General features: G+C 70.1%; 12 protein-coding genes. 6 read left to right on the forward strand and 6 right to left on the reverse strand.

All coding sequences use genetic code 11. From position 1 onward, the window contains the following. Window positions 1–287: 287 nt before the first annotated feature. The 6 genes from rpoN to argS form a co-directional block, all read right to left on the reverse strand. Window positions 288–1,958, reverse strand: coding sequence for an RNA polymerase factor sigma-54 (gene rpoN, locus NFT33_RS05045; protein WP_251673615.1), 1,671 nt, complete (start codon window positions 1,956–1,958; stop codon window positions 288–290). A 7-nt stretch (window positions 1,959–1,965) separates the two neighbouring features. Beyond that, window positions 1,966–2,721, reverse strand: a complete 756-nt coding sequence (gene lptB / locus NFT33_RS05050) for an LPS export ABC transporter ATP-binding protein (RefSeq protein WP_149504930.1) — start codon at window positions 2,719–2,721, stop codon at window positions 1,966–1,968. Further along, on the reverse strand, window positions 2,718–3,365 hold the full coding sequence (gene lptA / locus NFT33_RS05055) for a lipopolysaccharide transport periplasmic protein LptA (RefSeq protein WP_251673617.1): 648 nt from the start codon (window positions 3,363–3,365) through the stop codon (window positions 2,718–2,720). Before lptA ends, lptB begins: the two co-directional genes overlap by 4 nt. 103 nt (window positions 3,366–3,468) lie before the next feature. Further along, window positions 3,469–4,137 (reverse strand): thiol:disulfide interchange protein DsbA/DsbL, encoded by a 669-nt coding sequence (locus NFT33_RS05060; RefSeq protein ID WP_251673619.1) that lies wholly within the window; start codon window positions 4,135–4,137, stop codon window positions 3,469–3,471. 60 nt (window positions 4,138–4,197) lie between these two features. Continuing rightward, window positions 4,198–4,869 (reverse strand): SPOR domain-containing protein, encoded by a 672-nt coding sequence (locus NFT33_RS05065; RefSeq protein WP_220784782.1) that lies wholly within the window; start codon window positions 4,867–4,869, stop codon window positions 4,198–4,200. Between the two features lie 34 nt (window positions 4,870–4,903). After that, complete coding sequence (gene argS, locus NFT33_RS05070) at window positions 4,904–7,003, reverse strand: arginine--tRNA ligase (protein WP_251673621.1); 2,100 nt, start codon at window positions 7,001–7,003, stop codon at window positions 4,904–4,906. A 97-nt stretch (window positions 7,004–7,100) separates the two neighbouring features. Between argS and NFT33_RS05075 the strand changes: the two genes are divergently transcribed. From NFT33_RS05075 to NFT33_RS05100, 6 genes are all read left to right on the forward strand, one after another. Next, window positions 7,101–8,444: a serine/threonine-protein kinase gene (locus NFT33_RS05075; RefSeq protein ID WP_251673623.1), complete on the forward strand. Its 1,344-nt coding sequence runs from the start codon at window positions 7,101–7,103 to the stop codon at window positions 8,442–8,444. Between the two features lie 49 nt (window positions 8,445–8,493). Continuing rightward, a complete protein-coding gene (locus NFT33_RS05080) occupies window positions 8,494–8,934 on the forward strand; it encodes a CopD family protein (protein ID WP_149504925.1) in 441 nt (146 codons plus the stop codon). A gap of 12 nt (window positions 8,935–8,946) precedes the next feature. Beyond that, window positions 8,947–10,119: a VanZ family protein gene (locus tag NFT33_RS05085; protein WP_251673625.1), complete on the forward strand. Its 1,173-nt coding sequence runs from the start codon at window positions 8,947–8,949 to the stop codon at window positions 10,117–10,119. Window positions 10,120–10,136: 17 nt separating this feature from the next. Continuing rightward, entirely contained in the window at window positions 10,137–10,466 is a 330-nt protein-coding gene (locus NFT33_RS05090) for a (2Fe-2S) ferredoxin domain-containing protein (protein WP_251673627.1), read from the forward strand. Next, complete coding sequence (locus tag NFT33_RS05095; protein ID WP_149504922.1) at window positions 10,463–11,080, forward strand: alpha/beta hydrolase; 618 nt, start codon at window positions 10,463–10,465, stop codon at window positions 11,078–11,080. Before NFT33_RS05090 ends, NFT33_RS05095 begins: the two co-directional genes overlap by 4 nt. Window positions 11,081–11,166: 86 nt before the next feature. Then, complete coding sequence (locus NFT33_RS05100; protein WP_251673629.1) at window positions 11,167–12,318, forward strand: D-alanyl-D-alanine carboxypeptidase family protein; 1,152 nt, start codon at window positions 11,167–11,169, stop codon at window positions 12,316–12,318. Window positions 12,319–12,324 lie beyond the last annotated feature (6 nt).

A 12,324-nucleotide genomic window follows, 5' to 3' on the forward strand; every position in this document is an offset into this window, starting at 1 on the left:
GGGTCGATGGTCGTACCGCCCGGTCTCATTTCTCCACCGCTCGTGTCCTCAAGGCTGCTGGGCGGTCACCTTGAAAGGGATGCTCCTGAGTGCCCGATGGCCTTTGCACGCGGCGTGCCGGCGGAAATCCGGAAAAACCGCCCCGGCGGTGGGCGCCTGCACCAGCGCCACTCGGGGTCATCCCGGATTCATTTCACGCCGCGGCGGCCGGGCATGGCGGGGGTGCACCTTGGTGGTGCGCCAGCCCGCGCCCGAGCCCGGGCATCCCGGACGCGGTACCGGATCGCTCAGATCGCCTTGCGCAGGTTGGCCGGCGCGATCTTCAGCGCCTCGCGGTATTTCGCGACCGTGCGGCGCGCGACCTGGATGCCCTGCTCCTCCAGCATCGTGCTGAGCTGGCTGTCGGAGAGCGGCTTCTTCTGGTCCTCCGCGGCGACGAACTGCTTGATCAGCGCGCGCACCGCGGTGCTGGAGGCGTTGCCGCCGGCCTCGGTGTTCAGGCTCGAGCCGAAGAAGTACTTCAGCTCGAAGGTGCCGAAGGGCGTGGCCATGTACTTGGCGGTGGTCACGCGGCTGATGGTCGACTCGTGCAGGCCCAGCTCGTCGGCGATCTCGCGCAGCACCAGCGGCTTCATCGCGATCTCGCCGTGGGTGAAGAAGCCCTTCTGGCGCTCGACGATCGCCTGGCTGACCCGCTGGATGGTGTCGAAGCGCTGCAGGATGTTCTTGACGAACCAGCGCGCCTCCTGGAGCCGCGCCGAGAGCGTCGCGCCGCTGCCGGCGTCGTCGGCCCCGCGCTGGCCGCGGTGCTGGCGCAGCGCCTGTGCGTACATGTCGTTGATGCGCAGCCGGGGCATCACGTCCGGATTGAGCACGACCCGCCAGCCGCGGCCGGCCTTCTGCACGATGACGTCGGGCACGACGATGTTGGCCTCGGCGCGCGCGAAGCGCCGGCCCGGCTTGGGCTCGAGCGTGACGATCAGCGACTGCGCGTCGCGGATGTCGTCCTCGTCGGCGCCGGTGGCGGCCACCAGCTTCTTCATGTCGCGCCGCGCCAGCAGCTCCAGATGGCCCTGGCAGATCAGGATCGCGACCCGGCGCGCTTCGGTGGCGTCATGCTCGCGCAGCTGCAGCACCAGGCATTCGCCCAGATCGCGCGCGCCCACGCCGCAGGGCTCGAGGTTCTGCAGCCAGCCCAGCGCGCAGCGCAGCCGGCCGAGCAGCTCTTCGCGCAGCTCGGCGGCGGCCTGCGCCTCCTCCGGCGTCGGGGCCTCGGGCAGCTCGGCCTGGTCGAGGTCGACCGCGGTGACCTCGCCCGGCGCGACATCGCGCCCGAGCGCCTCGCCCAGCTCCAGGCCCACGGCCAGGCGCTCGGCGATCTCCTCGAGCGGATCGGCCAGATAGCCGTCCTCGGTCAGCGAGTCGATCAGCGCCTCGACCAGCAGCTGGTCCTCGGGCGCCAGGCGCATGCCGCGCAGCTGGCTGCGCAGGTGGTCGGGCAGGCTCTCGGCGACGCTGGAGCGCTCGCTCCAGTCGCTGTCCTCGTCGTCGGGTGCGCCGTTGCGGGTGCCGCCGACATCCGACAGGCTCTGGTAGTCGTCCTGGCCGCTGTCCCAGTCGCTGCCGGCGTCGCCGCCGTCGAAGTCGAGCTGGTCGACGCCGGCGCCCTCGCCGTCGCCGCTGCTGCCGGTGTCGGCCGGCACCTCGCCTGCGGAGTCGGTGCCGGGCGCGCTCCAGTCCTCGCGCTCGGCGGCCGTGCTGGTGCCGCCCTCGACGGTGACCGCCTCCGGGCCGCCGCCGCTGTCCTCGTCGGCTTCGAGGAAGGGGTTCTGTTCGAGCATCTGCTCGACTTCCTGATGCAGCTCCAGCGTCGAGAGCTGCAGCAGCCGGATCGACTGCTGGAGCTGCGGCGTGAGCGCCAGATGCTGCGACAGGCGGACCTGGAGGGAAGGTTTCATGGGGCGGTCACATCCGGAAGTGTTCGCCGAGGTAGACCTTGCGGACCTGTGGGTTCTCGACGATCGCCGCCGGCTCCCCTTCGGCCAGCACGCGGCCCTCGCTGATGATGTAGGCGCGGTCGCAGATGCCCAGCGTCTCGCGCACGTTGTGGTCGGTGATCAGCACGCCGATCTGCCGCGCCTTCAGGAAGCCGATGATGCGCTGGATCTCGATCACCGCGATCGGATCGACCCCGGCGAAGGGCTCGTCGAGCAGGATGAAGCGCGGCTGCGTGGCCAGCGCCCGCGCGATCTCGACGCGCCGGCGCTCGCCGCCGGACAGCGCCGGCGCCGGGCTGTCGCGCAGCCGCTCGATCGACAGGTCGGCCAGCAGCGCGCCGAGCTGCTCGTCGATGGCCCGGCGGCCCAGCGGCCGGCCGTCGGCATCCTGCTGCAGCTCCAGCACCGCACGAATGTTCTCCTCGACCGTCAGGCGGCGGAAGATCGAGGCCTCCTGGGGCAGGTAGGACAGGCCGAGACGGGCGCGCTGGTGGATCGGCAGCTGCTCGACCCGCTCGCCGTCGATGCGGATCTGGCCGGCATCGGCCCGGACCAGGCCGACGAGCATGTAGAAGCTGGTGGTCTTGCCGGCGCCGTTCGGTCCGAGCAGGCCGACGACCTCGCCGCTGTGCACCGCCAGATGCACATCCTTGACGACCAGGCGCGCGCCGTAGCGCTTCTGCAGGCCCTCGGCCTCGAGGCGCTGGCGGGGCGGGGCGCTCAACGTGAGCCCTCCGCCGCAGCGTCGGCACCGGCCGGGCGCGAGGCCGCGCCGGCCGGCCGGGGCGTCAGCACGCCACGCACCCGGCCGCTGGCGGCGCCGGGCGCCGCGGGCTGCGCGCTGGCCGGCGTGCCGCCCTGCACCTCGAAGACATCGCGGCCGTGGTCGTAGACGATGGTCTGGCCGCTGACCTGGTCGGCTGGTGCGCCGGCGCGCAGCACCCGCACCTGGGCCTGGCCGATGAAGCGCACCGTCTCGCTGACGCTGTCGTACTCGATGCGGCGCGACTGGCCCTCGACCGTCTCGTCGACGCCCTCGCGCTTCTGGCGGAAGGTGACGAGCTGGCCGTCGGCCGCGGTGGCGATCGCGAACTGGCCGCCCTGCGGGGTTTCCTTCAATTCGACCTGGGCCGCCTTCAGCAGCAGCGTGCCGCGGCTGATCTCGACCCCGCCGCTGAGCACCCGGACCTTGCGCTTGCCGTCGAGCACCATGCGACCGGCATCGAAGGCCAGCGGCTGCGAGCTGTCAGCGCGCTCGGCCCGGGCGGGCGCGATGCTGGCGATCATCAGCAGGGCTGCCGCCAGCAGGGCCGGGGCCGGACGCAGGCAGCGGTGTGAAAACCAGCACGGAACAGCGACAGCAGCCATCAGTGGCAATCGAAGGCATGAAAATTGCATTGTAGCCTTCGATCCGCCCGGTGTCACCGGGCGGGCGGCCGCAGCAGGCGGCCGGTTCCAGGTCCGCCGGGCCTCAGCCCTTGCGCAGGCTGGCGACGAGCTGGTCGGTCAGCGCCAGCGCGCGGGTCTGGCCCTGGATCTCGGAGGCGCCTTCGCCGCCGGCCAGCGCCGGCGAGGTGTAGAAGCGGCCGTGAATGCCCAGGGCCGGCACGCCGTCGATCTTGTAGGCCTCGGAGAGCTGCTTGCCCTGTCGCACCTTGCTCTGCACGCCGAAGGAGTTGTACATCTCGGTGAACTTGGTGCGATCGACGCCGTTGGCGACGACGAATTCAGTGATCGCCTCGGGCTTGTCCAGCCGTGCGCCCTGCTGGTGGACCGCGTAGAAGACCTTGCGGTGCAGCGCCTCGACCAGGTTCATGTTCTCCAGCGTGGCGTAGAGCCGCTGCAGCGGCTCGAAGCTCGGACGGAAGGCGACATGCACGCGGCGGAAGGCGACATCGGCCGGCAGCTTCTTGACCCAGGCCTCGAGCGTCGGCTCGAAGGCGTTGCAGTGCGGGCAGCCGTACCAGAAGAACTCGAGCACCTCGATCCTGCCGGCGGGAGCGGAGACCGGCACCGGCTGCTGCAGCCGCACATAGTGGCGGCCTTCCTGGAAACCGGCCTGGGCCGAGGCCGGTGCGCTGACCAGACCGCCCAGTGCCAGCGCGGCACTGCTTCCGGCGACGAACTCGCGACGCTTCATTCGATGGTTCCTTTCGATGGTTCTGTGCAGGCCGTTCGGACCCGATCCGGGGCCGAAGGTTCAGCGCGGCACGCGCACCAGCGCGGCATCGCCCTGGCCCGAGGCCGAGAGCTGGTCGCGCATGCGTTCCGCATCCTCCCGGCTGTCGTAGGGGCCCAGGCGGACACGGTGCATCACGCGGCCGTTCTGCTCGCGCTCGGTGATGCGGGCCTTGAGCCCGTTCATCGCCAGCCGCGCGCGCTGCTGCTCGGCCTCGTCGGCGCTGCCATACGCACCGACCTGCACGAAGTAGGTGAACGGATCAGCCCCGGTCTTGGCTGACGTCTCGCCACCTGCCGGGGTCGGTGCCGAGGCGCTGGCTTCGGCCCGTGCGGGCGGCTTCGAGGCCGGGCGGGCCGGCGGCGGGGCGCTGGCGGCCTCGGGCGGGCGGCTCTGGCGCTCGGCGATCGCGCCGATCGGGTCGGGCTCCTGGGCCGGCGGTGCGGCGGGCGGCGGCTCGGCGGGGCGGCCGGGCGGACGGCCGTGCAGCGGCGCGTTCGGATCCCACTGGCGGTTCTTCTCCGCCTCGGCGGCATCCTGCTCCGCGGTGCGGCCCGGCACCTTGTCGACGAACGGCACCGGCGCCTTGGTGACGAAGACCGCCACCCCCAGCGCCAGCACCAGACCGCCCAGCAGGCCCACCACCACGCCGACGCCGAAGCCGCCGCGCTGAGTCTTCGCTTTCGATGCCATCACCGTTGTTCTCGTCATCGCGCCGCCGGGCGGCTCACATGCTCTTGGGCGCGTTCACGCCCAGCACCGCCAGCGCGTTGCGCAGCACCTGGGCGGTGGCCTGCAGCAGCGCCATGCGCGCCAGCGCTAGCGCAGCATCCTCGACGAGGAATCGCTCCGCCGCATAGTAGCTGTGATAGGCTGCCGCAATATCGCGCAGATAGAACACCACATCGTGCGGCGCTAGGCCTTCTGCGGCGCGTGCCAACATATCGGGGTACTCGGCCAGCTTGTTCATTAGCACGAACTCAGTCGGTGCAGTTAGCAGTGACAAGTCAGCTCGAGCCAGATTAGCCAACGCGAGCTGGTCATAAAGCCGTTCCGCCACATCGTGGTTCATCGCTTCTTGAGCAAGATGCTGTGCGATCTGTCCGCCCAGACTGGCGTATTGCCTGGGGTTATTATCAGCCCTCAATTCGAGCGACAGCTTATGGAGATGCTTTCTAACATGAACGGATTCAAGGGGAAGGGTCTCAATTTGCCTTTCAAGGAAATCGAATTCCTTATTTTCAACGGCATATCGAACCCGAGCCTGGCGCTCTGGGAACACAGGTAGATTCTCTTCCTCGATGCTACTTGCGTTTGCCAGCAAGGTGATCAATGCACCTAATACCTCTTGTCTCAAAGGCTCTGCGCTGTGGTCACATATCGCCTCTGCAAGATTGGTGAGCACGGCCTTCATTAAGCGGCGGTGCTCTGCCCGAACCTGCGGCCACCCGGCCATCTCTTCGATCCACTGACGCTGCACCGAGCAGATGCGCGCGTGGGCGTACTGGACGTAGAACACCGGGTTCTCGTCGTTGGCCTTGAGCGCCAGGTCGACGTCGAAGACGAACTCGGTGTCGGCCTTGCGGCTGATGAGGAAGAAGCGCACCGCGTCGCGGCTGGTCCACTCGATCAGGTCGCGCAGCGTGACATAGGAGCCCGCGCGCTTGGAGATCTTCACCTCCTCGCCGCCCTTCATGACGGTGACCATCTTGTGCAGCACGTAGTCGGGCCAGCCCTGCGGCACGCCCACGCCGGCCGCCTGCAGGCCGGCGCGCACCCGCGCGATCGTGCCGTGGTGGTCCGAGCCCTGCACGTTGACGACCTTGTCGAAGCCGCGTTCCCACTTGTTGATGTGGTAAGCGACGTCGGGCACGAAGTAAGTGTAGCCGCCGTCGGACTTGCGCATCACGCGGTCCTTGTCGTCGCCGTAGTCGGTGGACTTCAGCCACAGCGCGCCGTCTTGCTCGTAGGTCTTGCCGGCAGCGGTCAGGCGTGCCACGGCGTCCTCGACCTTGCCGTCGGTGTACAGGCTGCTTTCCAGGAAATAGTTCTTGAACTGCACGCCGAAGGCCTGCAGGTCCAGGTCCTGCTCGTGGCGCAGGTAAGCGACGGCGAACTGGCGGATCGAGTCGAGGTCGTCCGGGTCGCCCGAGGCGGTGAACTCGCGGTCGTCGGCCTTGACGGTGGCCTTGGCCTTGAACGCCTCGGCGATGTCGGCGATGTAGTCGCCGTTGTAGGCCGACTCGGGCCACCCGGCGTCGCCGGGCTTCAGGCCCTTCAGGCGGCACTGGGTCGAGTTCGCCAGCGTGGCGATCTGCACGCCCGCGTCGTTGTAGTAGAACTCGCGCTCCACCTCCCAACCCTGTGAGGCGTAGAGATTGCACAGCACGTCGCCCAGCACGCCCTGGCGGCCGTGGCCGACGTGCAGCGGCCCGGTCGGGTTGGCCGAGACGAACTCGACCAACACCTGGCGGCCGTTGGACGGCACGCGGCCGAAGGCGTCACCTTCGGCCAGCACCTGCGCGACCACCTGCTGGCGCGCGGCGGGCTTGAGGCGGATGTTGATGAAGCCGGGGCCGGCGATCTCCAGCGCCTCGACCCACTGCTGCACCGCCGGGCGGGTCTGCAGCGCGGCGATCAGCGCGCCGGCCAGCTCGCGCGGGTTCTTCTTCTGCGGTCGGGCCAGCTGCATCGCGGCGGTGCAGGCGAGGTCGCCGTGGGCGGCCTGCTTCGGGCTTTCGAAGGCGGGCTCGATCGCCGCACCCGGCGCGATCTCGGCCAGCGCGTCGCCGAGGGCGGCGAGGAGTTGCTCTTTGGCTTGAATCATGGGGCGGATTCTACGGGTCGGGTCGGCCGAGCAATCCGCACTTGTGTCGGGCAGGGGCCGGTGAAAAGATCGCCCACCCTGTCCGAGCCCGCCGCCGATGATCGATCTCTCCGCCCCGGACCTCTCCGACCCGCCGCAGCGCATCGGCAAGTACCGCGTGATCCGCCGTCTTGGCGAGGGCACGACCAGCGAGGTCTTCCTCTGCCACGACGAGTTCAACGATCGCCAGGTCGCGGTCAAGCGGGTGCGCGCCAGCGTGCTGGGCGACGCGGCCGACGCGCATGTCTTTGCGCGCTTCTTCGCCTCGGAGGCGGCGCTGGCCGGGCGGCTGCACCATCCGAACGTGGTCGACATCCTGGATGCGGTGCCCGACCCGCGTGCGCCCTGCGTGGTGATGGAGTACGTGCCCGGCACGACGCTGCGGGCCTTCTGCGCGCCCGACCACCTGCTGCCGCTCGACCAGATCGTCGAAATCGGCTTCAAGTGCGCGATGGCGCTGGGCTACTGCTACCGCCAGGGGCTGATCCACCGCGACGTCAAGCCGGCCAACATCCTGACCGTGGGCAGCGACCGCGAGGTGCGCGACATCAAGCTGACCGACTTCGGCAGCGCGCTGAACCTGCGCTCGGACGAGACGCAGGTCCACCGCGTCGGCTCGCTGGCCTACATGTCGCCGGAGCAGCTCGACGGCGCCGAGCTCGACGCGCGGGCCGACATCTACGGCCTGGGCGCGGTGCTCTACCACCTGATCGCCGGCCACGCGCCCTTCGAGGCCTCCAGCCAGGCCAGCCTGATGCACCAGATCTGCCATGTCGAGCCACCCTCGCTGGTGGGCGTGCGCACCGGGGTCTCGCCGGCGCTCGACCGGGTGGTGCGCCGCTGCCTGGCCAAGCGCGCCGACGACCGCCATCCCTCGTGGGAGGCGCTCGGCGAGGCGCTCTCCGGCCTGATCGCGATGCAGCATGTGCCGCGCGGCGCGGTGCAGGGCGTGCTCGACTCCGAGCGCTTCACGCTGCTGCGCACGCTGGACTTCTTCACCCGCTTCGGCGACATCGCGCTGTGGGAGGTGGTGCACCGCGCGCGCTGGGAGCGCCTGCCCGCCGGCCAGGCGCTGTACCGCCGCGGCGAGGAGGGCCGCACCTTCCACATCATCGCCACCGGCACGCTGGAGGTCTGGCGCGACGGCCGGCGCGTGGCGCTGCTGGGCTCGGGCACCTCGGTTGGCGAGATGGCCTATCTGGCGCCCAATCCGGAGCTGCGGGTGCACAGCACCGACGTGATCGTGACCGACAGCGCCACGACGATCTCGTTCACGCCCGACACCCTGGCCCGGCTGAGCCCGGCCACCCGGCATCTGTTCGACGAGGCCTTCATCCGGGTGCTGGTGCGCCGGCTGCATGCCGCGCACGAGGCGCTGGCCCACCCGCGCCGCATCCTGTAGCAGTGACCTGCCTCGGCCAGGGGCGCTGTCCCGGCCGTATCATCGCCCCATGGACACGCTCTACCTGGGGACCAAGACCCTGCACATCATCCTCGTGGCCAGCTGGTTCGCGGGGCTGTTCTACCTGCCGCGCATCCTGGTCAACCTGGCGATGGTCGCGCCCGACAGCCATGCCGAGCGCGAGCGCCTGCTGCTGATGGGGCGCAAGCTGCAGCGCTTCGCCACCGTGCTGATGGTGATCGCGCTGGTGACCGGCCTGGCGCTGTGGCTGGGCTGGCCCTTCTGGCGCGGCCCCGGCAACGGCTGGGTGCATGCCAAGCTGACGCTGGTGGTGGCGGTCATCGGCTTCCACCACATGAACGCGCGGCTGCTGCGCGGCTTCGAGCGCGCCGACAACCGCCGCAGCCATGTCTGGTTCCGTGTCTACAACGAGATTTCGGTGCTGCTGTTCGCCGCGATCGTCGCGCTGGTCGTCTTCAAGCCCTTCTGACCGTCCGGGGCGATGACGACCGCCGCGCTGCCGCCATCGCCTGCGCCGCCTCCTGCGCACCGTTCCTCCTCCTGGCCGCTGGCCTGGCTGTGGGCCGGGCTGATCGTCTATGCCAGCCTGCACCCCTTCGGGCCATGGCGCTGGCCGGTGCTGCTGCCGGGCCAGCTGCCGCACGAGCTGCTGTGGCTGCCGGTGCAGCGCCACAACCGCTTCGATCTCTGGGCCAACTTTGCCGGCTATCTGCCGCTCGGGCTGCTGCTGGCGCTGGCCTGGCTGCGCGCCGGCCTGCGGCCACTGCGCACGCTGCTGCAGGCGCTGCTGTTCGGCTCGCTGCTGTCGCTGCTGATGGAGTGGACGCAGAACCTGCTGCCGCTGCGTGTGCCCTCGCGCCACGACTGGCTGCTCAACAGCGCCGGCACGCTGGTCGGCGCGCTGGTGGCGGTGCTGCTGCTGCGCCTGGGCGTGCTGGCGCACTGGCAGCGCCTGCGCGACGTGATCTTCGTGCCCCACGGCACGCTGGGGCTGGCGCTGCTGCTGTCCTGGCCGATCGGGCTGCTCTTTCCGCCACCGGTGCCGCTGGCCACCGGCCAGGCGCTGGAGCGGCTGCTGGTCGCGCTGGATGCCTGGCTGGCCGACACGCCGCTGCACCGCTGGATTCCGCTGCCCGATCCGGTCGGCGCACTCGAGCCCGGCACCGAGGTCTCGGTGATCGCGCTCGGGCTGCTGGCGCCCTGCGTGGTCAGCTTCGTGATGCTGCGGCGGGTGCGCCACCGCATCCTGACGCTGGCGCTGCTGCTGCTGGCCGGCGTCGGCGCGACCGCGCTGTCGACGCTGCTGAACTTCGGGCCCGAGCACGCGATGTCCTGGCTGACGCCGCCGGTGCTGCCGGGCCTGCTGGTCGGGCTGGGCCTGGGGCTGGGCCTGGCCTTCGCGCCGCGCCGGCTGGTCGCCGCGCTGGGTCTGGTGGCGCTGACGCTGCTGATCATGCTGGTGACGCAGGCCGGCACCGATCCCTATTTCTCGCTGAGCCTGACCGGCTGGGAGCGCGGGCGCTTCATCCGCTTCCACGGGCTGGCGCAGTGGATCGGCTGGCTCTGGCCCTTCGCGGCGCTGCTGTTTCTGCTGATCCAGGTGGCCGATCCCCACCGCATCCGAGCCCCCGCGAGTCCGTCGCGATCGGGGTGACTCCTACAATCCGTGCCATGAGCAGCTACTTCCAACGCCACATCTTCTTCTGCCTGAACCAGCGTGACAACGGCGAGTCCTGCTGCGCCGACCACGATGCCCAGGCAGCCTTCGACCACTGCAAGAAGCAGGTCAAGGCCGCCGGTCTGGCCGGGCCGGGCAAGGTGCGCGTCAACAAGGCGGGCTGCCTGGACCGCTGCGCCGGCGGCCCGGTCGCGGTGGTCTACCCGGACGCGACCTGGTACACCTTCGTCGACCGCAGCGACATCGACGAGATCGTCGAGTCGCACCTGAAGAACGGCCAGGTCGTCGAGCGTCTGGTCGTGCCTGCGGACGTCGGCCGATGAACGCGCAGACCGAACGCGCCCGGATCGCCGGTCCGGTCGGCACGATCGAGATCGCGATCGACCACCCGGCCGATCGCGAGGCGCCGGTCGGCGTGGTGGTGTTGTCGCATCCGCACCCGCTGTTCGGCGGTACGATGGACAACAAGGTGGTGCAGACCATGGTCCGCGCCTTCCTGCAGATGGGCTGGCGCACGGTGCGCCACAACTTCCGCGGCGTCGGTGCCAGCGAGGGCACGCACGACGAGGGCCGCGGCGAGAGCGAGGATCTGCTTGCGGTGATCGCCGCGCACCGCCTGCCCGGACGCCCGCTGGCGCTGGGCGGCTTCTCCTTCGGCGCCTATGTCACCACGCTGGCGGCGGCGCAGCTGGAGGGCGACGCGCGCGCCTCGCGCCTGCTGCTGGTCGGCCCGTCGACGCAGCGTGCGCTCCCCGCCGACGTGCCGCCCGACACCGTGGTGATCCACGGCGAGGCCGACGATGTGGTGCCGCTGTCGGCGACGATGGACTGGGCGCGGCCGCAGCAGCTGCCGGTCATCGTCATGCCCGGCACCGGCCATTTCTTCCACGGCCAGCTCACGCAGCTGCGTGACCTGATCGTGCGCAGCTGGCGCTGACCGGCCTGCGCCCCTCCGCCGCCGTGCCGGGGAACCGGCCGGCCGCCCGCGTGTTCCAACACGCCTGAACGAATCCGACCGCTCCGATGAAACGACTCCTTGCCTCTCTCGCGCTGGCCGCGCTGCTGCCGCAGACCGTGTTCGCCCAGGCGCTGCCCCAGCCGCCCGAGATCGCCGCCCGCGCCTATGTGCTGCTCGACCTGAGCGCCAACCAGCCGCTGGCCGCGCGCGATGCCGACGTGACCGTCGAGCCCGCTTCGCTGACCAAGCTGATGACCGCCTACCTGGTCTTCCAGGCGCTGCGCGACAAGAAGCTCGCGCTCGACCAGGAGCTGACCGTGTCCGAGCGCGCCTGGCGCACCGGCATGACCGATGCGTCGCGCATGTACATCCAGGTCGGCAACAAGGTGAAGGTCGAGGACCTCATCAAGGGCATGATCGTGCAGAGCGGCAACGACGCCACCGTGCTGCTGGCCGAGGCGGTCGGCGGTTCGGTCGAGAACTTCGTCGCGATGATGAACCGCCAGGCCCAGGCCTTCGGCCTGAAGGTGTCGCAGTTCAGGAATCCCGAGGGTCTGCCGGCCCCGGGCCATGTCAGCACGGTGCGCGAGCTGGGCATCATCGCCACCCGGCTGCTGCAGGACTTCCCCGGCGAGGTCAAGTTCTACTCGATCAAGGAATTCACCTTCAACAAGATCACGCAGCAGAACCGCAACCTGCTGCTGTGGCGCGATCCGAGCGTCGACGGCCTGAAGACCGGCTACACCGATGCGGCTGGCTACTGCCTGATCGCCACCGCCAAGCGCGACCTGCCCAACGGGCCGCGCCGGCTGCTGAGCGTCGTCGTCGGGGCCTCGTCGAAGGAATCGCGTGCGGTCGAGAGCCAGAAGCTGCTGAACTGGGGCTACAGCAGCTGGGATGCGGTCAAGGTCTACGATGCCCGCCAGGTCATCACCTCGGCCGAGGTCTGGAAGGGCGCGGCCGCCACTGCCAAGATCGGCACCCAGGTGCCGGTGAGCGTGGCCGTGCCGCGCGGGGAGGCTGCCCAGGTCAAGACCCAGCTGGTGCGCACCGATCCGCTGATCGCGCCGCTCAGCCAGGGCCAGCAGGTCGGCACACTGAAGGTGCTGTCGGGCACGCGCGTGCTGGCCGAGGTGCCGGTCACCGTGCTCGAGCCGGTCGCTCAGGCCGGCATGTTCGGGCGCGCCTGGGACCAGCTGCGCCTGTGGCTGCGTTGAAGCAAG

This window comes from Sphaerotilus sp. FB-3 (assembly GCF_023706025.1).
In the GTDB taxonomy this organism is placed as follows: domain Bacteria; phylum Pseudomonadota; class Gammaproteobacteria; order Burkholderiales; family Burkholderiaceae_C; genus Sphaerotilus; species Sphaerotilus sulfidivorans.